This window comes from Pseudomonas sp. 8 R 14, assembly GCF_900005955.1.
In the GTDB taxonomy this organism is placed as follows: Bacteria; Pseudomonadota; Gammaproteobacteria; order Pseudomonadales; family Pseudomonadaceae; genus Aquipseudomonas; species Aquipseudomonas marginalis.
Genome location: NZ_CVTH01000077.1, coordinates 316,650 through 340,065, shown reverse-complemented (window position 1 = coordinate 340,065; position 23,416 = coordinate 316,650). Strand labels below are relative to the sequence as shown.

At 60.6% G+C, this 23,416-nt stretch carries 20 protein-coding genes; 12 read left to right on the top strand and 8 right to left on the bottom strand.

The window, feature by feature from the left end:
* Nucleotides 1–72: 72 nt before the first annotated feature.
* The gene (locus BFQ01_RS21670) at nucleotides 73–1,641 is read left to right on the top strand and encodes a SulP family inorganic anion transporter (RefSeq protein WP_065926824.1); all 1,569 of its coding nucleotides are present in this window, start codon (nucleotides 73–75) and stop codon (nucleotides 1,639–1,641) included.
* On the opposite strand, the gene aroE is transcribed toward BFQ01_RS21670, so the two are convergent.
* Entirely contained in the window at nucleotides 1,642–2,463 is an 822-nt protein-coding gene (gene aroE, locus BFQ01_RS21665; RefSeq protein ID WP_065926823.1) for a shikimate dehydrogenase, read from the bottom strand.
* On the bottom strand, nucleotides 2,463–3,395 hold the full coding sequence (gene hemF / locus BFQ01_RS21660; protein WP_065926822.1) for an oxygen-dependent coproporphyrinogen oxidase: 933 nt from the start codon (nucleotides 3,393–3,395) through the stop codon (nucleotides 2,463–2,465). Before hemF ends, aroE begins: the two co-directional genes overlap by 1 nt.
* A gap of 188 nt (nucleotides 3,396–3,583) precedes the next feature.
* On the opposite strand from hemF, the gene BFQ01_RS21655 reads away from it, so the two are divergent.
* Nucleotides 3,584–4,561, top strand: a complete 978-nt coding sequence (locus tag BFQ01_RS21655) for a quinone oxidoreductase family protein (RefSeq protein ID WP_065926821.1) — start codon at nucleotides 3,584–3,586, stop codon at nucleotides 4,559–4,561.
* Between the two features lie 58 nt (nucleotides 4,562–4,619).
* Here the strand turns inward: BFQ01_RS21655 and BFQ01_RS21650 are convergent, their stop codons facing one another.
* Nucleotides 4,620–5,177, bottom strand: coding sequence for an L-threonylcarbamoyladenylate synthase (locus BFQ01_RS21650; RefSeq protein WP_027608149.1), 558 nt, complete (start codon nucleotides 5,175–5,177; stop codon nucleotides 4,620–4,622).
* A 75-nt stretch (nucleotides 5,178–5,252) separates the two neighbouring features.
* Entirely contained in the window at nucleotides 5,253–6,356 is a 1,104-nt protein-coding gene (gene dprA, locus BFQ01_RS21645; RefSeq protein WP_065926820.1) for a DNA-processing protein DprA, read from the bottom strand.
* A gap of 254 nt (nucleotides 6,357–6,610) precedes the next feature.
* Between dprA and def the strand changes: the two genes are divergently transcribed.
* The 5 genes from def (at nucleotide 6,611) to BFQ01_RS21620 (ending at nucleotide 11,173) form a co-directional block, all read left to right on the top strand.
* The gene (gene def, locus BFQ01_RS21640; RefSeq protein WP_005783383.1) at nucleotides 6,611–7,117 is read left to right on the top strand and encodes a peptide deformylase; all 507 of its coding nucleotides are present in this window, start codon (nucleotides 6,611–6,613) and stop codon (nucleotides 7,115–7,117) included.
* Nucleotides 7,118–7,186: 69 nt separating this feature from the next.
* Entirely contained in the window at nucleotides 7,187–8,140 is a 954-nt protein-coding gene (gene fmt, locus BFQ01_RS21635; RefSeq protein ID WP_065926819.1) for a methionyl-tRNA formyltransferase, read from the top strand.
* Complete coding sequence (gene rsmB / locus BFQ01_RS21630) at nucleotides 8,137–9,447, top strand: 16S rRNA (cytosine(967)-C(5))-methyltransferase RsmB (protein WP_065926818.1); 1,311 nt, start codon at nucleotides 8,137–8,139, stop codon at nucleotides 9,445–9,447. Before fmt ends, rsmB begins: the two co-directional genes overlap by 4 nt.
* Before the next feature lie 22 nt (nucleotides 9,448–9,469).
* A complete protein-coding gene (gene trkA / locus BFQ01_RS21625) occupies nucleotides 9,470–10,843 on the top strand; it encodes a Trk system potassium transporter TrkA (protein WP_027608153.1) in 1,374 nt (457 codons plus the stop codon).
* 18 nt (nucleotides 10,844–10,861) lie between these two features.
* Nucleotides 10,862–11,173, top strand: a complete 312-nt coding sequence (locus tag BFQ01_RS21620) for a tetratricopeptide repeat protein (RefSeq protein WP_065926817.1) — start codon at nucleotides 10,862–10,864, stop codon at nucleotides 11,171–11,173.
* Nucleotides 11,174–11,290: 117 nt separating this feature from the next.
* On the opposite strand, the gene BFQ01_RS21615 is transcribed toward BFQ01_RS21620, so the two are convergent.
* The gene (locus BFQ01_RS21615; protein WP_012721461.1) at nucleotides 11,291–12,178 is read right to left on the bottom strand and encodes a lysophospholipid acyltransferase; all 888 of its coding nucleotides are present in this window, start codon (nucleotides 12,176–12,178) and stop codon (nucleotides 11,291–11,293) included.
* 40 nt (nucleotides 12,179–12,218) lie between these two features.
* Nucleotides 12,219–12,776 (bottom strand): DNA-3-methyladenine glycosylase I, encoded by a 558-nt coding sequence (locus BFQ01_RS21610; RefSeq protein WP_065926816.1) that lies wholly within the window; start codon nucleotides 12,774–12,776, stop codon nucleotides 12,219–12,221.
* An 81-nt stretch (nucleotides 12,777–12,857) separates the two neighbouring features.
* Here BFQ01_RS21610 and glyQ point away from each other — a divergent pair, with 81 nt between their 5' ends.
* From glyQ to BFQ01_RS21590, 4 genes are all read left to right on the top strand, one after another.
* Entirely contained in the window at nucleotides 12,858–13,811 is a 954-nt protein-coding gene (gene glyQ, locus BFQ01_RS21605; RefSeq protein ID WP_003187265.1) for a glycine--tRNA ligase subunit alpha, read from the top strand.
* Nucleotides 13,808–15,862: a glycine--tRNA ligase subunit beta gene (gene glyS / locus BFQ01_RS21600; protein ID WP_065926815.1), complete on the top strand. Its 2,055-nt coding sequence runs from the start codon at nucleotides 13,808–13,810 to the stop codon at nucleotides 15,860–15,862. The genes glyQ and glyS overlap by 4 nt, the downstream gene beginning before the upstream one ends.
* Nucleotides 15,863–15,864: 2 nt before the next feature.
* Nucleotides 15,865–16,401, top strand: coding sequence for a D-glycero-beta-D-manno-heptose 1,7-bisphosphate 7-phosphatase (gene gmhB, locus BFQ01_RS21595; protein ID WP_012721458.1), 537 nt, complete (start codon nucleotides 15,865–15,867; stop codon nucleotides 16,399–16,401).
* A gap of 82 nt (nucleotides 16,402–16,483) precedes the next feature.
* Complete coding sequence (locus BFQ01_RS21590) at nucleotides 16,484–17,254, top strand: lysophospholipid acyltransferase family protein (RefSeq protein ID WP_065926814.1); 771 nt, start codon at nucleotides 16,484–16,486, stop codon at nucleotides 17,252–17,254.
* Between the two features lie 179 nt (nucleotides 17,255–17,433).
* Here BFQ01_RS21590 and BFQ01_RS21585 read toward each other — a convergent pair whose 3' ends face one another.
* Nucleotides 17,434–19,716, bottom strand: a complete 2,283-nt coding sequence (locus BFQ01_RS21585) for a CHASE2 domain-containing protein (protein WP_065926813.1) — start codon at nucleotides 19,714–19,716, stop codon at nucleotides 17,434–17,436.
* A gap of 448 nt (nucleotides 19,717–20,164) precedes the next feature.
* Here BFQ01_RS21585 and BFQ01_RS21580 point away from each other — a divergent pair, with 448 nt between their 5' ends.
* On the top strand, nucleotides 20,165–20,890 hold the full coding sequence (locus tag BFQ01_RS21580; protein ID WP_065926812.1) for a response regulator transcription factor: 726 nt from the start codon (nucleotides 20,165–20,167) through the stop codon (nucleotides 20,888–20,890).
* Nucleotides 20,891–20,996: 106 nt separating this feature from the next.
* Here BFQ01_RS21580 and gyrB read toward each other — a convergent pair whose 3' ends face one another.
* Nucleotides 20,997–23,414, bottom strand: coding sequence for a DNA topoisomerase (ATP-hydrolyzing) subunit B (gene gyrB, locus BFQ01_RS21575; RefSeq protein ID WP_065926811.1), 2,418 nt, complete (start codon nucleotides 23,412–23,414; stop codon nucleotides 20,997–20,999).
* Nucleotides 23,415–23,416 lie beyond the last annotated feature (2 nt).

The following is a 23,416-nucleotide window of genomic DNA, read 5'->3' as shown; positions in this document are numbered from 1 at the left end:
GGAGCAAGCCCCCTCCCGCAAGGACCAGTGTGTACTGATACCCTGAGTCAAACCTTTTCAGCCGAGTTATAAATGCCCCGGCCCAACCGCCATACACTCTTCCCCTTCCTCCGCTGGCTCCCGCGTCAAACCCGCGCCAGCGTCGGCCGGGACGCGCTGGTCGGCCTCAGCGGTGCCGTGCTCGCGCTGCCCCAGTCGATTGCCTACGCGCTGATCGCCGGTCTCCCACCGGAGTACGGTCTGTATGCCGCCATCATCCCGGTGCTGATCGCGTGCCTGTGGGGTTCATCCTGGCACCTGATCTGTGGCCCCACGGCAGCGATTTCCATCGTGCTGTACGCCAGCGTCAGCCCGTTGGCCGTGCCGGGGTCTCAGGACTACATCACCCTGATCCTGTTGCTGACATTCCTCGCCGGGGTATTCCAGTGGCTGCTGGGCATGCTGCGCTTTGGCGCGCTGGTGAACTTCGTCTCGCATTCGGTGGTGCTGGGTTTCACCCTCGGTGCCGCCGTGGTGATCGCCCTCGGGCAGCTGCCCAATCTGCTTGGCCTGGATTTACCGAGCCAGGCCACAGCGATCAATAGCCTGCTGGCGCTGATCGACCACGCTGGCGAGTGGGACCACGCCTCCCTCGCCCTTGGACTCGGTACTTTGCTGGTGGGCGCGTTGCTCAAATACCTTGTGCCTCGCTGGCCAACGCTACTGATCGCACTGACCCTGGGTAGCCTGGCAACGTGGCTATGGCCGGCGATGTTCGGGCATGTGGCGCTCGTCAGTTCGTTTATCGGCAAGCTGCCACCGTTCAGCCCGCTGCCGCTGGATCCGGACATGATCCTGCGCCTGCTGCCCAGCGCCGTTGCGGTGGGCATGCTGGGGCTGGTGACCAGCCTGTCGATTGCCCGTTCGCTGTCGGCCCGTTCGCAACAATTGCTCGATGCCAACCAGGAAGTTCGCGCCCAGGGTTTATCCAATATCGTTGGCGGATTTTTCTCCGGGTATCTGTCGGCAGGGTCGTTCACCCGCTCCGGCCTCAGCTATGAGTCGGGCGCCTGTTCGCCGTTGGCCGGGGTGTTTTCCGCAGTATGGGTGGCATTGTTTGCGCTGTTTGGCGCCGCATTGATCGCACATATTCCGATCCCGAGCATGGCCGCCAGCATCTTGCTGATTTCCTGGGGCCTGGTGGATCGTCGGGGTATTCGTGCGTTGTTCCGCGTGAGCCGCGCAGAGTTCGTAGTGATGAGCCTGACCTGTGTCGCCACCTTGTTGCTGGAGTTGCAAACGGCGATTTATGCGGGGGTGTTGGCGTCGTTGTTTTTCTACCTTAAGCGCACGTCGCAGCCACGGGTACAGCAATGGCGTGATGGGGAAGAGGATGTGTTGCGCGTCGGTGGGTCGATCTTCTTTGGCGCCAGCCATTACCTGCAAGTACGCCTGCAAAGCTTGCAGGGTGAACGGGTGGTGATCGAGGCGCAGCAGATCAACTTTATCGACTATTCCGGGGTGGAGATGCTGCACCAGGAGGCGCGTCGTTTAAGCGGGCTGGGCCGTAGCCTGACATTGCGCCGCGCCAGGCCGCAGGTGGTGGACGAGTTGAAAAAACTGGAGGGGGCCGATAAATGCCCCATCCAGTTTGAAGATTGATTACTGCGCCAACTGCCGGCGCAGTTCAGCCAACACCGGCGCCGAATCCGGACGAATACCACGCCACAGAAAGAACGCTTCGGCCGCCTGCTCCACCAACATGCCCAGGCCATCCATCGCCACGGCTGCGCCTTGCTCACTGGCCCAACGGCAGAACGCAGTCGGTTCCTTGGCGTACATCATGTCGTAGCAAAACGTCTTGCCCGGTTCGATCAGGCTGCCGGCAATCGGCGGTACATCGCCTGACAGGCTGGCGGACGTGGCATTGATGATCACGTCCACCGGCTCACGCAGCCAGTCGAAACCACTGGCGGACACCGGGCCCAGGTCGTCGAACAGCTCGGCGAGCAATTCGGCTTTTTCCACGGTGCGGTTGGCGATGATCAACGAAGCGGGCCGTTCAGCCAGCAACGGCTCCAACGCGCCCCTTACCGCGCCACCCGCGCCCAGCAACAGGATGCGTCTGCCTTGCAGATTCAAGCCGGCGTTTACCGCCAGGTCACGCACCAGGCCGGCGCCGTCGGTGTTGTCGCCGAGCAACGTACCGTCAGCGAGTTTGCTCAAGGTGTTCACCGCCCCGGCGCGCTGGGCGCGTTCGGTGAGGCTGTTGGCCAGGCGATAGGCGTCTTCCTTGAACGGCACGGTGACGTTGGCACCTCGGCCCTGTTGGAAAAACTCACGGGCACAGCCGGTGAAATCCTCCAGCGGCGCGAGCAAGGTGCTGTAGTCCAGTTGTTCGCCAGTCTGCTCGGCGAACATACGGTGAATCAGCGGCGACTTGCTGTGGCCGATGGGGTTGCCGAACACCACATAACGATCCATCAAACAGCCGCCTTAGGCGCGGCGATGCCCAGCCAATCGCGGTCTTGCAGGAAGTAGTCGGTTAGGCGTGCTTCTTCGCTGCCGGCCTCGGCTTTCCAGTCGTAGCTCCAGCGCACCTGGGGCGGCAGCGACATCAGGATCGACTCGGTACGCCCGCCCGATTGCAGGCCGAACAGGGTGCCACGGTCGTAGACCAGGTTGAATTCAACGTAGCGGCCGCGACGGAATTCCTGAAACTGGCGTTGCTGTTCGGTATACGCGCTGGCTTTGCGACGTTGCACGATCGGCAGGTAGGCGTCGATGTAGGCGTCGCCGATGGCGCGGATGAAGGCGAAGCAGGTGTCGAAGTCCCACTCGTTCAAGTCGTCGAAGAACAGGCCGCCGATACCACGGGGCTCGTTGCGGTGCTTGATGTGGAAGTAGGTATCGCACCAGGCCTTGTAGCGCGAGTAAACGTCCGGGCCAAACGGCGCGCAGGCCTGCTCGGCCACGCGGTGCCAGTGAATGCAGTCTTCTTCGTTGCCGTAGTAGGGCGTGAGGTCGAAGCCGCCACCGAACCACCACACCGGCTCTTCGCCTTCTTTTTCAGCGATGAAAAAACGCACGTTGGCGTGGGACGTCGGCACGTGTGGGTTGTGCGGATGAATCACCAGCGACACGCCCAGGGCTTCAAACCCGCGACCGGCCAGCTCGGGGCGATGCGCACTGGCTGACGGTGGGAGGCCGCTGCCGAACACGTGGGAAAAGTTAACGCCGCCCTTTTCGATGACCGAGCCGTTCTCGATCACACGGGTGCGACCGCCGCCGCCGGCAGGCCGGGTCCAGGCGTCTTCGATAAAGCGAGTGTCCGTCTCGAAGGTTTCCAGGGCGCTGCAAATGCGGTCTTGCAGGTCGAGCAGGTAGGCTTTGACAGCCTCGGTGCGAGTAGTCATGACATCACCTTGAATCGGGCAAAGCTACGCGAAGCCACAGGGCGTCGGCGGCAAATGGGCGCACAGGATACCACTGCGCTTAGATAGCACTGCACATAGCACTGCACTTAGGAGCGCCACAGTTGACGAAGATCAAGCTTAGGAGTCCGATAGGGGGCTACGCGAATTCGACCTCAGGAGAAGTGCAGATGGCCAAACGTATCCAGTTCAGCGCCCATGGCGGCCCCGACGTACTTGAATATGTGGACTACACACCGGCAGAGCCGGGCCCGCAGCAGGTTCGAGTGCGTAACGAGGCGATTGGCCTGAATTTCATCGATACCTATTTCCGCAGTGGCCTTTACGCGCCGCCGGCCCTGCCATCGGGGCTGGGCGCAGAAGGCGCCGGGGTGGTTGATGCGGTGGGCAGCGAAGTCACGCAATTTAAAGTCGGCGACCGCGTGGCCTACGGCAGCGGCCCACTCGGGGCCTACAGCGAATTGCACGTGCTGCCTGCCGCCAACCTGGTACACCTGCCGGACGACATCAGCTTCGAACAAGCCGCCGGCGCCATGCTCAAGGGCCTGACCGTGCAATACCTGCTGCGCCAGACCTATGAGCTCAAAGGTGGCGAGACCATCCTGTTCCACGCCGCCGCCGGTGGCGTGGGCTCCCTGGCCTGCCAATGGGCCAAGGCACTGGGCGTGAAGCTCATCGGTACCGTGAGCTCGCCAGAAAAAGCCGCCCTGGCCAAATCTCTCGGCGCGTGGGAAACCATCGACTACAGCAAGGAAAATGTCGCACAGCGCGTGCTGGAATTGACCGACGGCAAAAAGGTGCCTGTGGTCTACGACGGCGTCGGCAAAGACACCTGGCTGACCTCATTGGACAGCGTGGCGCCACGTGGCCTGGTGGTGAGCTTTGGCAACGCGTCGGGCGCGGTGGATGGGGTGAACCTGGGGATACTCGCGGCCAAAGGCTCGCTGTACGTGACACGGCCGACCCTGGCGACCTACGCCAACAATCCGGCGAACTTGCAGGTGATGGCGGATGATCTGTTTTCGATGATCAAGAGCGGCAAGGTGCGCATTGATATCAACCAGCGGTATTCGCTGGCGGACGCGGCGAAGGCACAGACGGAGTTGTCGGGGCGGCGTACCACTGGGTCGACCATTCTGTTGCCTTGAGGGCCTCTTCGGGGGCGGTGCAACGATTCCACTTGCCCCCGATAGGCGCGACGCGGTCTCAGGAAGGCCGCACCACCTCACCCGTTGCCAAATCGCGAATCAGGCTCGGGTTCTTGCGCCCACCCAGGGCACCACCCAGAACCAGATCCACCTGCCCGCGAAAGTACTGCTCCACACGAATCCGCGTGCGCGCCGCCGGGCGGCCCTGGGGGTTGGCTGAGGTGGAAATCAACGGTCCCACCAGCGCGCACAAGTCCCGTACCAGCGGATGATCGCTCACCCGTAGCGCCACCGTGTCGTGCACACCGGTGACCCATTCCGGCAACAAATCCTGATGCGGCACCAGCCACGTATTCGGTCCGGGCCAGGTGCTGGCCATGCGTTCGATCCAGGTATCCGGGAAGTCTTCGAACAGAAAGTCGAATTGGCGAATATTGTCTGCCACCAGGATCAGGCCCTTGTCCACCGAACGGTTCTTGATCGCCAGCAGCCGATCCACCGCCTCTTCGTTCCATGGATCGCAACCCAGGCCCCAGACCGCTTCGGTTGGATAGGCAATCACCGCGCCTGCGCGAATTTCTCGTGCGGCTTCCAGCACACGCCACCTGTTGACCATTGTTCACTCTCCGGACTAAAGCTCTGGGCAGTTTACCGATCTTCTTTACAAAACCTAGTTCCAAAAAGCTGGCCGCTACAAAAGCTGGCCACGCGCAAGCCAGCGCCCGCTTTCGCAGATCACCAGGCCTTCAAGTTCCAACTCCGTGAGGGTCGCCAACACCTGGGCCAACGGCCGCCCACTGACCAGCGCCAGGGCTTCGCTGGTATGGGGCGCCGCGTGCAACAGCGCCACCAACGGATGTATCACAGGCATCGGCGCCGGGCGCGACAATGCCTGCCAACCACGCAAGCCTTCGAGGATGTGTTCAATGGTTTCCACCAGCATCGCACCATCACGGATCAACTGGTGACACCCCTTGGCCCCGGGATGATGGATGGAGCCCGGGATTGCATACACCTCGCGCCCTTGCTCGGCCGCGAGCTTGGCAGTGATCAGCGAGCCGCTGGCCATGCTGGCCTCCACCACCAGCACGCCCAGGGACAGGCCGCTGATGATGCGGTTGCGCCGGGGGAAGTTACCGGCCTGGGGCGCGGCGTCCAGCGGAAACTCGGAAACCACTGCGCTGCCTTGGGCAATCATCGCCGCCGCAAGCCGTCGATGGCGCTGTGGATAAAGATTTTCCAGGCCCGTGCCGAGTACGCCGATTGTATGCCCCCCCACATCCAAAGCGGCTTGATGGGCCGCACCGTCGATACCCAGCGCAAGGCCACTGGTGATGACAAAACCGGCGCTCGCCAGGCTGCGGGAAAATGCAGCGGCTGTGTCCATGCCGGGGCGGGATGCACGGCGGCTGCCGACCATCGCCAGTTGCGGTTTTTCCAGGATCCCGGGGTCGCCGGCGACAAATAAAAGCGGCGGGGCGTCATCTATCTGGGCGAGCAGTGCCGGGTACTCAGGTTGGTCCCACATCAGCAAATGCTGGTCCGGACGTTCCAACCAGGCCAACGCCTGACTGGCACCGTCGCGGATCTCATGGCTACGGCGGGCATCGGCGCTGATGGGTGACAACCCCAAGGAGCGCCACGCGCTGGCCGGGGCACCGATGGCCTTTGAAGCGCTGCCGAACGCTTCGATCAACAACCGAAAACGCTTCGGGCCTACCTCCGGCAGCCTGTGCAGGCGTAGGCGGGCTTCCAGTTCTGAAGGGGAAATTTCATTGCAGTTTTTCGAAAGCATCTGATCATCCTTGACCGGAACAAGCTGTGGATAACTCTGTTGGTAACTTATTTAGGAGGCTATTTATTACGGTCGAGGGGCAGTCTCGAAACGGGGGGATAAGTAGCGATTTCCTCATGGGGTGAATCTCCTTTATTATGTGCGTTCGCGTGAAATGCCAGGGCCTTCGCGGCTTTCGGGCGTTTCACACCGGCCGTATGGGTCCATTCCCACCGCCGATTTGCCTTTACCTCACATGTGCAGCAATTACGCTTATGGCTATTTTGAACATCCTCGAATTCCCCGACTCGCGCCTGCGCACAATCGCCAAGCCGGTGGCCGTAGTGGACGACAAGGTTCGTCAGCTGGTCGATGACATGTTTGAAACAATGTATGAAGCGCCTGGTATCGGCCTCGCCGCCACCCAGGTCAACGTGCATCTGCGCGTCGTGGTCATGGACCTGTCGGAAGATCGCAGCGAACCACGGGTGTATATCAACCCCGAGTTCGAACCGTTGACCGACGAGATGGGCGAATACCAGGAAGGCTGCCTCTCGGTACCGGAGTTCTACGAGAACGTCGAGCGCCCGCTGCGCGTGAAGATCAAGGCCCTCGACCGCGATGGCAAGCCGTTCGAACTGATTGCCGAAGGCCTGCTGGCCGTGTGCATCCAGCACGAATGCGACCACCTCAACGGCAAGCTGTTTGTCGATTACCTGTCCACGCTCAAACGCGACCGGATCAAGAAGAAGCTGGAAAAAAAGCATCGCCAGCAAGCTTGATGCCCTCCTTCCAAAGGCTTGCTGCGGCAAGCCTTTTTCTTTTGTGACTGCTTTTAACCGAGACCTCCCATGACCGAGCCATTGCGCATTGTTTTTGCCGGCACGCCTGAATTTGCCGCCGAACACCTCAAGGCCCTGCTTGCCAGCCCTTATGACATCGTCGCGGTGTACACCCAGCCGGATCGCCCGGCCGGTCGGGGGCAAAAACTGATGCCAAGCCCGGTCAAGCAGTTGGCGCTTGAGCACAACATCCCCGTGCTGCAACCGCCGACCCTGCGCAACGCCGAGGCCCAGGCTGAACTGGCGGCGCTGCAACCGGACTTGCTGGTGGTGGTGGCCTACGGTTTGATCCTGCCCCAGGTCGTGCTGGATATTCCACGCCTAGGCTGTATCAACAGCCACGCCTCACTGCTGCCACGCTGGCGCGGTGCGGCGCCGATCCAACGTGCCGTGGAGGCAGGCGACAGCGAAAGCGGCGTGACGGTGATGCGCATGGAGGCGGGTTTGGACACCGGCCCGATGCTGCTCAAAGTCACCACCCCGATCACGGCCGCAGACACCGGTGGCAGCCTGCACGACCGCCTCGCCGAAATGGGCCCGCCCGCCGTGATCCAGGCCATTGCCGGTCTCGCCGCTGGCACCCTGCAAGGTGAGGTGCAGGACGACAGCCTGGCCACCTACGCCCACAAGCTGAACAAGGACGAAGCCCGCATCGACTGGAGCCGCCCGGCTGTGGAGCTGGAACGCCTGGTGCGTGCCTTCAACCCGTGGCCGATCTGCCACAGCACCCTCAATGGCGAGGCCTTGAAAGTGTTGGCCGCGACCTTGGCCGACAGCAAAGGCACACCCGGTGAAATCATCGGTGCCAGCAAGGAGGGGCTGCTGGTCGCTTGCGGCGAACAGGCGCTGTGCCTGACCCGTCTGCAATTGCCCGGTGGCAAGGCGCTTAATTTCAGCGATTTGTACAACAGTCGCCGTGAGAAATTTTCCCTGGGCACGATCCTCGGGGTGGCAACCCAATGAACCCACGTCTGGCCGCCGCCAAGGCCCTGGCCGCCGTACTCAACGGCAAGGCTTCGCTGAACAGTTCGCTGCCCACGCAGTTGGACAAGGTCGAAGACCGCGATCGTGGTTTCACCCAGGACCTGGCCTTCGGCACCGCCCGCTGGCAACCACGGTTGTCGGCGCTGGCAGCCAAGCTGCTGCAAAAACCGTTCAAGGCGGCCGATGCTGATGTCGAGGCGCTGCTGCTGGTCGGTCTCTATCAGCTGCTCTACACCCGCGTGCCGGCCCACGCCGCCATCGGTGAAACCGTCGGTTGCGCCGACAAGCTGAAAAAAACCTGGGCCAAGGCCCTGCTCAACGCGGTACTGCGCCGCGCCCAGCGCGAAAGCGAAGCGCTGCTGGCCGAGTTGGAACATGACCCGGTGGTGCGCACCGCTCACCCGCGCTGGCTGCAAAAATCCCTGAAGGCCTTCTGGCCCGAGCAATGGGAAGCCATTTGCGCGGCCAACAACGCGCACCCGCCGATGATCCTGCGGGTCAACCGCCGCCATCACCGCCGTGATGCGTATCTGCACTTGCTGACGAGCGCAGGTATTAACGCTACGCCCTGCGTGTACAGCAGCGACGGCATTGTGCTGGAAGCGGCCACCGACGTGCGCAGCCTGCCGGGCTTCGCCGAAGGCTGGATCAGTGTGCAGGACGAAGCCGCGCAACTGGCCGCCGACCTGCTCGACCTGGCTCCCGGTCAGCGTGTACTGGACGCCTGCTGTGCTCCAGGCGGTAAGACGTGTCACATCCTCGAAGTTGAAAAGGACCTGGCCGGTGTAGTGGCGGTCGATCTGGAAGCCAAGCGTCTGGTGCGTGTACGGGAGAATCTCGCACGCCTGGGCCTCAGCGCCGAGCTGATCGCTGCCGACGGCCGCGACACCGCCACCTGGTGGGACGGCAAATCGTTCCAACGCATCCTGCTTGACGCGCCGTGTTCCGCCACCGGTGTGATCCGCCGTCACCCGGACATCAAGCTCACCCGCCAACCCGACGACATCACCGCCCTGGCGGTGCTGCAAGGCGAACTGCTCGACGCACTGTGGCCGACCCTCGAAGTCGGCGGCATCCTGCTTTACGCCACCTGCTCCACCTTGCCCACCGAAAACACCGAGGTGATCGAAGCCTTTCTCGCCCGCACCAGCGGCGCGCGGGAACTGGACCTCGCCACGGCAGCTGGTATCAAGCAGCCCCATGGCCGCCAGTTACTCGCGCAGGAAGGCGGGCATGATGGTTTCTACTACGCCAAACTGATCAAGATCGCCGCCGCGCGCGGCTGAACGGGTTTAAGGGAGTGACCGGATGAAAATCATCATCCTTGGAGCAGGGCAGGTTGGCGGCACACTGGCCGAACATTTGGCCAGTGAAGCCAATGACATCACCGTGGTCGACACCGATGCCGAGCGCCTGCGCAACCTGGGCGACCGCCTGGATATCCGCACCGTACAAGGCCGGGCGTCGTTTCCCACCGTGCTGCGTCAGGCGGGTGCCGACGACGCCGACATGCTGGTCGCGGTCACCAACAGCGACGAGACCAATATGGTCGCCTGCCAGGTCGCCCACACCCTGTTCCACACCCCGACCAAGATCGCCCGGGTGCGTGAAGCCGCCTACCTGACCCGCGCCGGCCTGTTCGATAACGACGCCATCCCCGTGGACGTTCTGATCAGCCCGGAACAGGTCGTCACCCACTACATCAAGCGCCTGATCGAAATCCCGGGCGCCTTGCAGGTGATCGACTTCGCCGGCGGCAAGGCGCAACTGGTGGCGGTGAAGGCCTACTACGGTGGACCGCTGGTGGGTCAGCAATTGCGTCAACTGCGTGAACACATGCCGAATGTGGAAACCCGCGTAGCCGCGATTTTCCGACGTGACCGGCCGATCCTGCCCCAGGGCGATACGGTGATCGAGGCCGATGACGAAGTATTCTTCATCGCTGCCAAAGCGAATATTCGTGCCGTCATGAGTGAAATGCGTCGGCTCGATGAGAGCTACAAACGCATCGTCATCGCCGGCGGCGGGCAGATTGGCGAGCGCCTGGCCGAAGCGATCGAGAGTCGCTACCAGGTGAAAATCATCGAGATGAGCCCGGCACGCTGCCGGCATTTGTCCGACACCCTGGACAGCACGGTCGTACTGCAAGGCAGTGCCTCGGACCGCGACCTGCTGATGGAAGAAAACATCGCCGACGCGGATATCTTCCTGGCCCTGACCAACGATGACGAGGCCAACATCATGTCGTCCTTGCTGGCCAAGCGGCTGGGGGCCAAGAAGGTCATGACCATCATCAACAACCCGGCCTATGTCGACCTGATCCAGGGCGGCGATATCGACATCGCCATCAGCCCACAGTTGGCCACCATCGGCACTTTGCTCGCCCACGTGCGTCGTGGCGATATTGTCAGCGTGCACTCCCTGCGCCGGGGGGCGGCGGAGGCCATCGAGGCGATTGCCCACGGTGATTCGAAGTCGAGCAAAGTGATCGGCAAGGCCATCCGCGATATAGGCCTGCCGCCGGGCACCACCATTGGCGCAATCATTCGTGATGAGGAAGTGATCATCGCCCACGACGATACGGTGATCGCCACGGGTGACCACGTGATCCTGTTCCTGGTGGATAAAAAACATATCCGCGATGTGGAGAAGCTGTTCCACGTGGGATTGAGCTTTTTCTGATCAACGGGAGTGACCGACATGCTCGAATCCCTGGAAAAAATGCTCGCCAAGGGTGTGGATAATTCCCTGCTGCGCTTTGGGCTGGGCAAGGGTTATCTGGACCTGAAGGACAATGCCAAGGCGGCGGAGCATTTGCACAAATGCGTCGAGTTCGATCCGAAGTATTCGGCGGCGTGGAAGTTGTTGGGCAAGGCGCAGCTGGGGCAGGGTGATAACGCCGCGGCGCGACAGGCGTGGGAGAAGGGCATCGAAGCGGCCCAGGCCCATGGCGACAAGCAGGCCGAGAAAGAAATGACGGTGTTCCTGAAGAAACTCGACCGCCAAAGCTAAGCAGATCGAAAATGTGGGAGGGGGCTTGCTCCCGATAGCAGTGTGTCAGCCAATGCATAGTTGACTGAACCACCGCTATCGGGGCAAGCCCCCTCCCACATTTAGTCAGCAGTGGGGTCAGTACCACCGCTCTTCACCCGGCGGGCGTTTCTTGAAGCGCTTCATGCTCCACATGTACTGGCTCGGGTAGGCGCCGACATAACGCTCCACCACTTTGCTCATCGCCGCGCAGGAGGTGGCGGTGTCGGTGCTGTACATGTCTTCCGGCGCCGCTTCCAGGATCACTTTGTAGCCCGAACCGTCCGGCAGCCGCAGCGCATGCAGGAACACCCCCACGGCCTTGTGGCCGGCGAGCATGTTCGGCACGAACTTGCTGGTGAGCGCCTGGGTGGCGAAGAACGGCACGAAGATCCCTGCGGACTCGGCCGGCTCCGGGTCGGCCGGAATACCTACCTGGCCGCCCTTGCGCACTTCCTTGATCACACTGAGGATGCCTTCCTTGGTGGACGCCGCCACGCGGTTACCCAGTTGTACGCGCTGCTTGCGCAGCAACTCGTCCACCGCCTTGAGCTTGGGCGGGCGGTAAAAAATGATCGGTTTGCACTGGCTGCAATAGAAGTGGTTCAACACCTCCCAGTTGCCCAGGTGGCTGGTGATGCCGACCACACCTTTGCCCGAGGCCAGGGCTTCGTGCAGCACCTCAAGGCCTTCGACTTCACGCACCAGGTCGATGGAGCGCTGGGCCGGCCAGATCCAGGCGCAGGCGCTTTCGGTAAGGGACTTGCCGATGTCCTTCAGGCTCTGGCCAACCAGGCGCTCGCGCGCGGCGGGGTCCATGTCCGGGAAGCATTTAGAGAGGTTGATCCGCACCGTGTCACGGGAGCGGTTAGGGGTTTTCCACATGATCCAGCCGATGGCCGTGCCGACCGCTTGAACCGCGCGCCAGGGCAATAGGGCAAACAACCGAAGAGCGCCTACCAGCAAGGCGCCTTTAAACTTTTCCACAGGTCACTCCTGATCGTGTGTGGTGCGCAAAGCCGCCATTCTAACCGGCGTTGGCCAAGTCCGCGTAACGGTCGCAGTCCTGGGTGTGGTCCATGACCATGCCCGAGGCCTGCATGAACGCGTAACAGATGGTCGGGCCGACAAAGGTGAAGCCGGCTTTCTTGAGTGCTTTGCTCATGGCTTCAGCCTCCGGCGTAATCGCAGGCACTTCGCTGCGGTCCTTGAAATGGTTGACCTTGGGCACGCCGCCGACAAACGACCAGAGCCACCCCACCGGATCTTCAAGCGCCAGCCAGGCTGCGGCGTTGCGCCGGGTGGCGTTGAGCTTGAGGCGGTTACGCACAATGCCAGGGTCAAGCATCAGCGCTTCGATCTCGGCATCGGTCAGCTGTGCCAGACGCCGGGCATCAAAACCAAACAAGACCTTTCGATAATGCTCGCGTTTGCGTAAAACGGTGATCCAGGACAGGCCCGCCTGGAACCCTTCGAGCAAAAGCAACTCGAACAAACCCTGCGCATCGCGCAGCGGCGTTCCCCACTCCTGATCGTGATAAGCCATGTACAGCGGATCTTCAGAACACCAAAAGCAGCGTGGCATAAGGCTCCAGGGGATGGTGGCGCGGCCGAATCGGGTATACTCCCGCTCTTTAAATCGCAGCCCAAGTAACAGGTGAATTTCGTGAGCCAGCCTACGCCAGCCGTGCGTACCTTCCAAGACTTGATCCTCGCCCTCCAGCAATACTGGGCCGAGCAAGGTTGTGTGGTACTTCAGCCCTACGATATGGAAGTAGGCGCCGGCACTTTCCACACCGCTACATTCCTGCGGGCCATCGGCCCGGAAACCTGGAACGCCGCTTATGTGCAGCCCAGTCGTCGCCCGACTGACGGCCGCTACGGCGAAAACCCGAACCGTCTGCAGCACTACTATCAGTTCCAGGTAGTCCTGAAGCCGAACCCGGACAACTTCCAGGAACTGTACCTGGGCTCGCTCAAGCACGTGGGCCTCGACCCGCTGGTGCACGACATCCGTTTCGTCGAAGACAACTGGGAGTCGCCCACCCTCGGCGCCTGGGGCCTGGGCTGGGAAGTCTGGCTCAATGGCATGGAAGTCACCCAGTTCACCTACTTCCAACAGGCCGGTGGCATCGAGTGCTACCCGGTGACCGGCGAGATCACCTACGGCCTCGAGCGCCTGGCCATGTACCTGCAGGGCGTGGATTCGGTCTACGACCTGGTGTGGGCTGACGGCCCGTTCGGCAAAGTGACCTATGGCGATGTGTTCCACCAGAACGAAGTGGAGCAATCGACCTACAACTTCGAACACGCCAACGTCGACAAGCTGTTCGAACTGTTCGACTTCTATGAAAGCGAAGCCAAGCGCCTGATCGAACTCGACCAGCCGCTGCCGTTGCCGAGCTATGAAATGGTGTTGAAGGCCTCCCATACCTTCAACCTGCTGGACGCCCGCCGTGCCATCTCGGTAACCGCGCGCCAGCAATACATCCTGCGTGTACGCACCCTGGCGCGTTCCGTCGCCCAAGCCTACCTGCTGGCTCGCGCCAAGCTGGGCTTCCCGATGGCCACCCCGGACCTGCGTGATGAAGTGTTGGCTAAGCTGGAGGCTGCACAATGAGTGCTCAAGATTTCCTGGTTGAACTGGGCACCGAAGAGCTGCCACCCAAGGCACTCAATACCCTGGCCGATGCGTTCCTGGCCGGTATCGAAAAAGGCCTGCAGAGCGCCGGCCTGAAGTTTGAAGCGAAGAAAGTCTACGCCGCGCCGCGCCGCCTGGCCGTGTTGCTGACCGCGCTGGAAACCCAGCAGCCGGACCGCAGCATCAACCTCGACGGCCCGCCACGCCAGGCGGCTTTCGACGCCGAAGGCAACCCGACCCAAGCCGCACTGGGCTTCGCCAAGAAGTGCGGTGTGGAGCTGAGCGAGATCGACCAGAGCGGTCCGAAACTGCGTTTCAGCCAGGTCATCACAGGCAAGCCCACCGCCAGCCTGTTGCCGACCATCGTCGAAGACTCCCTGAACGACCTGCCGATTCCCAAGCGCATGCGCTGGGGCGCGCGCAAGGAAGAGTTCGTACGCCCGACCCAGTGGCTGGTGATGCTGCTCGGTGACCAGGTCATCGATTGCACCCTCCTCGCCCAGAAAGCTGGCCGTGATTCCCGTGGCCATCGCTTCCACCATCCACAAGCGGTGCGCATCACTTCGCCGGCTAACTATGCCGCCGATCTGCGTGCTGCCTACGTGCTGGCCGATGCCAACGAGCGTCGCGAGCTGATCAGCAAGCGCACCGAAGAACTCGCCCGCCTGCAGGAAGGCACCGCCATCGTGCCGCCAAGCCTGCTCGACGAAGTGACCGCGCTGGTTGAATGGCCGGTGCCGCTGGTGTGCTCGTTCGAAGAACGTTTCCTCGATGTGCCGCAGGAAGCGCTGATCACCACCATGCAGGACAACCAGAAGTATTTCTGCCTGCTGGACGTGGACGGCAAGTTGCTGCCGCGCTTTATCACCGTGGCCAACATCGAAAGCAAGGACCCGCAGCAGATCATCGCCGGTAACGAGAAAGTCGTGCGTCCGCGCCTGACTGACGCCGAGTTCTTCTTCAAGCAAGACAAGAAGCAGAAACTCGAAGACTTCAACCTGCGCCTGCAGAACGTGGTATTCCAGGAAAAACTCGGCAGCGTCTACGACAAGGCCGTGCGCGTTTCCAAGCTGGCGGCCTACATTGCCCCACGCATCGGCGGTGATGCCGCCTGGGCTGCGCGTGCAGGCTTGCTGTCCAAGTGCGACCTGGCCACCGAAATGGTCGGCGAGTTCCCGGAGATGCAGGGCGTTGCCGGTTACTACTACGCCCTCAACGATGGCGAGGCGGACGATGTCGCGCTGGCGCTGAACGAGCAGTACATGCCGCGTGGCGCCGGCGCCGAGCTGCCGACCACCCTGACCGGTGCGGCCGTGGCCATCGCCGACAAGCTGGATACCCTCGTCGGTATCTTCGGTATCGGCATGCTGCCTACCGGTAGCAAAGACCCGTATGCCCTGCGTCGCGCGGCCCTCGGCGTGCTGCGTATCCTGATCGACAAGAAGCTCGACCTCGACCTGACCCAGGCCGTGGTGTTCGCGGTCGGCCAGTTCGGTGGCAAGGTCAAGCAAGCCGGCCTGGCCGAGCAAGTGCTGGAGTTCGTGTTCGACCGCCTGCGTGCGCGTTATGAAGACGAAGGCGTGGACGTTTCCGTCTACCTGTCGGTACGTGCCCTGCAACCGGGTTCGGCACTGGACTTCGATCAGCGCGTACAAGCCGTACAGGCGTTCCGTAAGCTGCCGGAAGCCGACGCCCTGGCCGCTGTGAACAAGCGAGTGTCGAACCTGCTGGGCAAGGCCGAAGGCCTGGGCAACGCCGATGTCGACCCAGGCCTGTTTGCCGACGCCAAGGAGTTCTCGCTGAACTCAGCCATTGCCAAGGCAGAGAACGCGGTGAAGCCGCTGATCGCCGAACGCAATTACGCCGAAGCCCTGGCACGCCTGGCGACCTTGCGTGAGCCGGTGGATGCGTTCTTCGAAGCGGTGATGATCAATGCCGAAGATGCCGGCGTGCGGAAAAACCGCTACGCCATGCTGGCGCGTCTGCGTGGCCTGTTCGTCAACATCGCTGACATTTCGACGCTGAGCTGACCATGTTGAAACTGCTGATTCTCGATCGGGACGGGGTGATCAACTACGACTCCGACGCTTACATCAAGTCGGTGGCGGAATGGATTCCACTGCCCGGTTCGATCGAGGCCATCGCGCAGTTGAGCAAAGCCGGCTGGACGGTGGCCATCGCCACCAACCAGTCCGGCATCGCCCGCGGCTATTACGACATCGCCACCCTGGACGCCATGCACGCGCGCTTGCGCACACTGGTGGCGGAGCAGGGCGGGGAAGTGGGGCTGGTGGTGTACTGCCCTCACGGGCCGGATGAGGGATGCGATTGCCGCAAACCCAAGCCTGGCATGTTGAAAACCATTGCAGAACATTACAAGGTGCCCTTGGCTGGGATATGGTTCGTCGGGGACAGCCTCGGTGACCTGGAGGCGGCCAAAGCCGTCGACTCTCAGCCAGTTTTGGTAAAGACCGGGAAAGGCGAAAAGACCCAGGCGAAAAACCTGCCGGTAGGCACCTTGATTTTTGACGATCTGGCGGCGGTTGCCGCAGAACTTATCAACAACTAGCCGCCCTCGACTTCCTGGCCAAGGACTGTTCGGGAGTGCGCTTTTAACAGGCGGGCCATGTCCCGCAACGGTAAATGCCGCCATGTCGATTTTGCAGGCCATCAGAACCTTTTTCTTTTACCTGCTGCTGGGCACCAGTTCGTTTCTCTGGTGCACCCTGAGCTTTTTTATTGCGCCGTTCCTGCCGTTCAAGGCGCGCTATCGCTTTATCAACGTCTATTGGTGCCGCTGCGCGTTGTGGCTGACCAAGGTGTTCCTGAACATTCGCTTCGAGATCAAGGGCGCTGAAAACGTACCGGACCAGCCGTGTGTGATTCTGTCGAACCACCAGAGCACCTGGGAGACCTTCTTCCTCTCGGCTTACTTCTCGCCATTGAGCCAGGTGCTCAAGCGCGAGCTGTTGTACGTGCCGTTCTTCGGCTGGGCCATGGCCATGTTGCGCCCGATCGCCATCGACCGTGACAACCCCAAGGCGGCGCTCAAGCACGTCGCCAAGAAGGGCGATGAACTGCTCAAGGATGGCGTGTGGGTGCTGATCTTCCCGGAAGGTACGCGGGTACCCTTTGGGACAGTAGGCAAGTTCTCTCGCGGCGGTACCGCATTGGCAGTCAACGCCAACCTGCCGGTGCTGCCGATTGCGCATAACGCTGGCAAGTTCTGGCCGAAGGCGGGCTGGGCAAAACGCGCGGGCACCATCACTGTGGTGATAGGCGAGCCAATGTACGCAGAAGGGGAAGGCCCACGCGCCATTGCCGCGCTGAATGACCGTGCCCAGGCATGGAATGAAGCGCAGCAGCGGGCCATGGGTTCCCTGCCGCCGGAGCCGATTGTGGTGGAGACGCCGGTGGTATGAGCATCTGTGGATAACCTGTGTACGCTTTGTTGGCGAATTGGCTTTTTTTGGTCCTAATAAGTTGATTTAGTTAGATATTTCCAAATCCATCAAAACCGCAAAAAACGTGCATAAGTTTTTTCCGCATTAAAAAACCGGTCCTTGAGACCGGTTTTTTATGCACAGCACAAAGGTACGTTTTAGCCGTCGTCCAGCAAGGGCAGCTGCAGGCTGAAAGAGGTGCCTTTGCCCACGGTGCTTTCACACTCGATACGGCCCCCATGACGCTCCACCACCGCCTTGACCATGCTCAGTCCCAACCCCAGCCCTTCGCTGCCTTGGGCCGAGTCAAAGCGTTTGTACTGGCTGAACAGTTCAGGCAAATCCTCGGCGGCTATCCCTGGGCCCTGGTCGCTGATGCGGCATTCCAGCCAGCCTTGCGCGCTGCTGTGTCGCAGCCGGACAGTGGTACCGGACGGGGAATATTTGATCGCGTTCTCCAGCACATTGAACAATGCGCGGGTGAGCAGCGATTGATCGGCTGACACCATCCCTTCGTCGGCCTCGTCCAGATCGTGGACCAGGTGAATCCCCTTGAGCTGGGCGATCACGGCCACTTGATCAAACGCATCCATTACCAGCATGGCGAACAGCGTAGGCTCGAACTGGTAGCCATCGGCCTCAGCCCTCGCCAGTTGCACAAATGATTCGGTCAGGCTCAAGGCGCGGCGTACTTGTTGCTCTATCTGGGCAAATATCGGCGACTCACTGCCGTGCACATCCAACAGGGCGAGGATCGCCGAGTGGGGTGCACGCAAGTCGTGAGAGAGGAAACGCAGCATGGTTTCCCGATGCTGCTGGGCCTCGCGTTCCTTGCTCAGATCAGTAAGGCTCAACAGCCAGCCAAGCGCGACATCCCCTTCGGCCGGCAGCAAGGGGGCAAGTTCCATTCGCAGGCTGCGTTGATGGATATCACGAAACTCAACGAGTTCCAGTGTCGAGAGGGGGGGGCGTACGCCATTGTGCAGCGGTGGATAACCCAGGTCGGCCAGTTGCTCCAGAAGGTTATGGTTGATCAAGTCATTGCCGAACACTTCCCGGGCGATGCGGTTGGCCAACAGGACATTACCCTGGGTGTCTGTGATCAACGTCGCCACCGGCAGGCATTCCAATCCATCGGCCATAAACCGTCGGGTGTCCCGCGTACGACTGACGGCTTGCTCCAAGGCAAAGATACGGCCCTGCAATACGTCACCCTTATTGGCGGGTGCACGGCGGCGCTCGGGCAAGACTTTGGGTTCGTTATCCAGGCGCGTCAATTCCCAGCCGAAGTAGGCCAGGATCACGCTGAGACGCCGCCAGTTCCAGATCAGATAGCTGAGCAGCAAACCGATCAAGCAGGCCGCAGGCGACCACCAGTAGCCCAGGCGCAACAAGGCCGCTGAACCCACCAAGGCCATGCACATGCACCCCAGGGTCATCCACAGCGCATAGCGTGGGCGGTAGAGCAGCAGGCCCAGCAACATCGCCACCAGGGACGTTGCGATCAGTGCGGCCAGCCAGCCGGGCAAGTCCACAATACTTCGATCTTGCAGCAAGCCATTGAGCACATTGGCCTGGATCTCCACACCCGCTGTGGTGCCGGCCATAGGAGAGAGCGGTGTGACAAAGCGATCGCCCATACCCGACGCTGTCGCCCCCACCAGAATCAGACGGCCCCGCAACCGCTCGGGAGGGACCTCACCACGTAATACGCTGACATAAGACACGCTCGGGAAATGGGTGTCGGCAGCAATAAACGGGATACGGACCGCATGCTCCCGGTGCCAATCCTGGGTGATCGACGGCAGAGGTTCCCCGGGCATCTCGGCCGATTGCCCACTCATCGCGAAAGCCAGCCACGCTAACTGAAGCGCCGTGGCACCGGCTGGCCCCTCCCGCATATACAGCCTGCGGACCACGCCATCGCTATCCGCCTCCACATTGATATGCCCGACACCCTTGGCACATTTGAGCAGTGACAGCATTTGTGCCCCAGACTGGCTGTAGCTGGCCGAATCGTCACGAGCCAAGGGCAACAATACGTTGCCGGCGTTGCACACCGCGTCGACCAGGCGCTTGTCATTGACCGGGTTACCGGGCTCGCTGAAGATCACATCAAACAGGATACCGGCCGGCTGCGCCGCGCTCAGGCGATCGATCAGGTCGGCGTGCACACTACGCGGCCAGGGCCACTGGCCGAGTTTCTTCAGGCTAGGGTCATCGATGGTCACCAGCAGGATGCGCGGATCCACCGGCAGGGGCGCCAGACGTCGAAGGCTGTCGTATAGCGGGTTGTTCAAGGCCAGGCCAGGACTCATCGAGAGGTAGGCAGTGATTGGCAACAGCAGCAAACCGATCCATAACCACTCACGTACCAGACCGTGGAACAGGCGCTGGGCATGGGTGGGTTGGCGCTTTTCGGCCTTTCCCCAGAGCGTCATGGATCAACGCGCCTGAGTTGTTGGCGTGCGATAGAAGATGGCATAGACCCCCGATTCCTCCTCAGGCGTTGCACGGCTTAAGCCGACACACGTACGTGATAGAACGACGCGTTGAGCCTAGTGAAGCTCATTTTCGACGCGGTGGAAAAAAATTCCTGCTGGATGTTCATAACGGCGGGAACTCCAAAGGGCATCCACTATCGGGGCGCAGGAGTTTACGACAGCGCACGCGTCGGCTGATCCTTTTCCTTAACGCCTGGAGCCGGTATCTTTCCCACATAGGTATGGAGAGCTTTCAATGGCGTATTCGCTTATTGATCCCAGCGTACCGAGAGATCCAAGGGGTCGACGAACCTGAGCACAATTCTTCAGATTCATTGACCGGCATCTGCGCAGTACGTGCCCTTCAATACGACTGCCGTACTCTTCGAGAAGAAAGGACCCACCCATGCGTGTCGCAATACTGGATGACGAACCCGCTGAATTGCGACGGGTGGAACAGACACTGCGACAAATCCCCAGCACCGCCGAACAACCCTGGGCACTGCATTGCTTCGAGCGCGGCGAAGACCTGCTGCGTCAGTTGCGTCGGGAGACCTTCGACCTGCTGATACTCGACTGGCAACTGCCTGACATCACCGGTATTGCCTTACTGCGCTGGACCCGTGAACACATGGAGTCGCCACCGGCAGTCATCATGCTCACCAGCCGTGATGCCGAAAGCGATATCGTCAGCGCATTGAACAGCGGGGCCGACGACTACGTCAGCAAACCCTTTCGTCCTAACGAACTGAAGGCACGAGTGACAGCCGTTCTACGTCGGCATGGCCTGCAGAGATCGGCAACCCCTGAAGTGCAGAGTTTCAACGACCTGACCTTCGACGATGCAGAGTTGACCGTCACACGCGCAGGCAAACCGATCAACCTTACCGAGCGCGAATACCGCCTGGCGAGCTGCTTGTTCGCCAATCTGGCTCGGCCGCTGTCGCGTGAGTATCTTTATGAGCGGTTCTGGACCCATGAAGAAATGGTGTCCTCGCGGCCGCTGGATACGCATATCTATCGGCTACGCAACAAGCTCGGGCTTACCGCTGATAGAGGTTGGCAGTTGTTGACGATCTATGGGTATGGGTATCGGTTGGAGAGTGTGGCGGCGGCTTCTTCTCATGGATAAAAAACACGATGTTCCACGTGGAGCATTTTGCGGAAGATGATTTCCACGCAATAAAAAAGGCCAACGTTATGCGTTGGCCTTTTTTATTTTGGGCGTCGTACCTGGATCAGAAATCCAGGTTAGACACTGCCAGGGCATTGCTCTCGATGAAGTCACGGCGAGGTTCGACCGCATCACCCATCAGGGTGTTGAAGATCTGGTCTGCGCCAATGGCGTCCTCGATGGTTACGCGCAGCATACGGCGCTGGGCTGGGTCCATGGTGGTTTCCCACAGTTGATCCGGGTTCATTTCGCCCAGACCTTTGTATCGTTGGATCGTATGGCGCTTGGTGCTTTCCGCCATCAACCAGTCCAGGGCTTCCTTGAACTCCTTGACCGCTTTCTTACGCTCGCCACGCTGAATATAAGCACCATCGTCCAGCAGGGTGCTCAGTTGCGCGCCGAGGGTCACAACGGTCTTGTAGTCGTTGCTGCCGAAGAAGTCGCGGTTGAAGGTGACGTAGTTCGACAGGCCGTGGGAGATCAATTCGACCTCTGGCAGCCAAACGTTACGTTCACGGTCTTCACGCAGGCTGGCTTTGTACACCAGGCCGGATTTTTCGACAGTACGCAGGCGTACTTCATATTGGGCCAGCCATTCCTGCATGTGTGCGTGGTCGCCCAACTGCTCCAGGCTTACAGACGGCAGGTAGATGAAGTGCTCGGTTAATTCCTGTGGGTACAGGCGCGACAGGCGCTTGAGTGTCTTCATCACCATACGGAAGTCGTTAACCAGACGCTCCAGCGCCTCACCGGAGATCCCCGGGGCTTCGTCGTTCAAGTGCAGGCTGGCATCTTCCAGGGCCGACTGCGTCATGTACTCTTCCATGGCGTCGTCGTCTTTGATGTACTGTTCTTGCTTGCCTTTCTTCACTTTGTACAACGGCGGCTGGGCGATGTAGATGTAGCCACGCTCGATCAGCTCCGGCAACTGACGGAAGAAGAATGTCAGCAGCAGGGTACGGATGTGCGAACCGTCGACGTCAGCATCGGTCATGATGATGATGTTGTGATAGCGCAGCTTGTCGATGTTGTACTCGTCTCGGCCAATACCGCAGCCCAGTGCCGTGATCAAGGTGCCGACTTCCTGGGAGGAAATCATCTTGTCGAAACGAGCCTTCTCCACGTTGAGGATCTTACCCTTCAACGGCAGGATGGCCTGGGTGCGACGGTTACGACCCTGCTTGGCGGAACCGCCAGCAGAGTCACCTTCCACCAGGTACAGTTCGGAGAGGGCAGGGTCCTTCTCCTGGCAGTCAGCCAGTTTGCCTGGCAAGCCGGCAATATCCAGCGCACCTTTACGGCGGGTCATCTCACGGGCTTTACGCGCCGCTTCACGGGCACGCGCGGCATCGATCATCTTGCCGACAACCAGCTTGGCTTCGTTCGGGTTTTCCAGCAGGAAGTCGGAGAAGTACTTACCCATCTCTTGTTCAACCGCAGTTTTCACTTCGGAAGACACCAGCTTGTCTTTGGTCTGGGAGCTGAACTTAGGGTCCGGCACTTTCACCGAGATGATTGCGGTCAGGCCTTCACGGGCATCGTCACCGGTGGTGGCGACCTTATGCTTCTTCGCCAGGCCTTCGGCTTCGATATAGGTGTTCAGGTTACGTGTCAGCGCCGAACGGAAACCCACCAAGTGAGTACCACCGTCACGCTGTGGAATGTTGTTGGTGAAGCACAACAGGTTCTCGTTGAAGCTGTCGTTCCATTGCAGGGCGATTTCAACGCCGATGCCGTCTTCACGCTGGATGTTGAAGTGGAACACCTGGTTGACCGCAGTCTTGTTGGTGTTCAGGTATTCAACGAACGCACGCAAGCCGCCTTCGTATTTGAACAGCTCTTCCTTGCCGCTGCGCTCATCCTTGAGGACGATGCCGACACCGGAGTTGAGGAAGGACAATTCACGAATCCGCTTGGCCAGGATGTCCCAGCTGAAGTGGATGTTCTTGAAGGTATCAGCCGATGGCTTGAAATGGATCTGGGTACCGGTGCTTTCACTGTCACCAACGATTTTCATCGGCTCCTGTGGCACACCGTGGACGTAGGTCTGCTCCCAGATCTTGCCACTGCGGCGAACGGTCAGGATCAGCTCTTCGGACAGAGCATTCACCACCGACACGCCCACACCGTGCAGACCACCGGAGACTTTATAGGAGTTGTCGTCGAACTTACCGCCGGCGTGGAGCACGGTCATGATGACCTCTGCCGCCGAAACACCTTCTTCTTTGTGCACATCTACCGGGATGCCGCGACCGTTGTCGCGCACAGTAATGGATTCGTCCGGATGGATGATGATGCTGATGTCGTCGCAGTGACCGGCCAAAGCTTCGTCGATGGAGTTGTCGACCACCTCGAACACCATGTGGTGCAGACCGCTACCGTCATCAGTGTCGCCAATGTACATACCGGGACGTTTGCGTACGGCATCCAAACCTTTCAGCACTTTAATGCTGGTCGAGTCGTACGTGTTTTCTTCGCTCATGC

What these genes read in the sequence shown, in the direction of transcription:
- BFQ01_RS21670 (WP_065926824.1), top strand. Translation starts at nt 73, where the DNA reads ATGCCCCGGCCCAACCGCCATACACTCTTCCCCTTCCTCCGCTGGCTC.
- aroE (WP_065926823.1), bottom strand. Translation starts at nt 2,463, where the DNA reads ATGGATCGTTATGTGGTGTTCGGCAACCCCATCGGCCACAGCAAGTCG.
- hemF (WP_065926822.1), bottom strand. Translation starts at nt 3,395, where the DNA reads ATGACTACTCGCACCGAGGCTGTCAAAGCCTACCTGCTCGACCTGCAA.
- BFQ01_RS21655 (WP_065926821.1), top strand. Translation starts at nt 3,584, where the DNA reads ATGGCCAAACGTATCCAGTTCAGCGCCCATGGCGGCCCCGACGTACTT.
- BFQ01_RS21650 (WP_027608149.1), bottom strand. Translation starts at nt 5,177, where the DNA reads ATGGTCAACAGGTGGCGTGTGCTGGAAGCCGCACGAGAAATTCGCGCA.
- dprA (WP_065926820.1), bottom strand. Translation starts at nt 6,356, where the DNA reads ATGCTTTCGAAAAACTGCAATGAAATTTCCCCTTCAGAACTGGAAGCC.
- def (WP_005783383.1), top strand. Translation starts at nt 6,611, where the DNA reads ATGGCTATTTTGAACATCCTCGAATTCCCCGACTCGCGCCTGCGCACA.
- fmt (WP_065926819.1), top strand. Translation starts at nt 7,187, where the DNA reads ATGACCGAGCCATTGCGCATTGTTTTTGCCGGCACGCCTGAATTTGCC.
- rsmB (WP_065926818.1), top strand. Translation starts at nt 8,137, where the DNA reads ATGAACCCACGTCTGGCCGCCGCCAAGGCCCTGGCCGCCGTACTCAAC.
- trkA (WP_027608153.1), top strand. Translation starts at nt 9,470, where the DNA reads ATGAAAATCATCATCCTTGGAGCAGGGCAGGTTGGCGGCACACTGGCC.
- BFQ01_RS21620 (WP_065926817.1), top strand. Translation starts at nt 10,862, where the DNA reads ATGCTCGAATCCCTGGAAAAAATGCTCGCCAAGGGTGTGGATAATTCC.
- BFQ01_RS21610 (WP_065926816.1), bottom strand. Translation starts at nt 12,776, where the DNA reads ATGCCACGCTGCTTTTGGTGTTCTGAAGATCCGCTGTACATGGCTTAT.
- glyS (WP_065926815.1), top strand. Translation starts at nt 13,808, where the DNA reads ATGAGTGCTCAAGATTTCCTGGTTGAACTGGGCACCGAAGAGCTGCCA.
- gmhB (WP_012721458.1), top strand. Translation starts at nt 15,865, where the DNA reads ATGTTGAAACTGCTGATTCTCGATCGGGACGGGGTGATCAACTACGAC.
- BFQ01_RS21590 (WP_065926814.1), top strand. Translation starts at nt 16,484, where the DNA reads ATGTCGATTTTGCAGGCCATCAGAACCTTTTTCTTTTACCTGCTGCTG.
- BFQ01_RS21585 (WP_065926813.1), bottom strand. Translation starts at nt 19,716, where the DNA reads ATGACGCTCTGGGGAAAGGCCGAAAAGCGCCAACCCACCCATGCCCAG.
- BFQ01_RS21580 (WP_065926812.1), top strand. Translation starts at nt 20,165, where the DNA reads ATGCGTGTCGCAATACTGGATGACGAACCCGCTGAATTGCGACGGGTG.
- gyrB (WP_065926811.1), bottom strand. Translation starts at nt 23,414, where the DNA reads ATGAGCGAAGAAAACACGTACGACTCGACCAGCATTAAAGTGCTGAAA.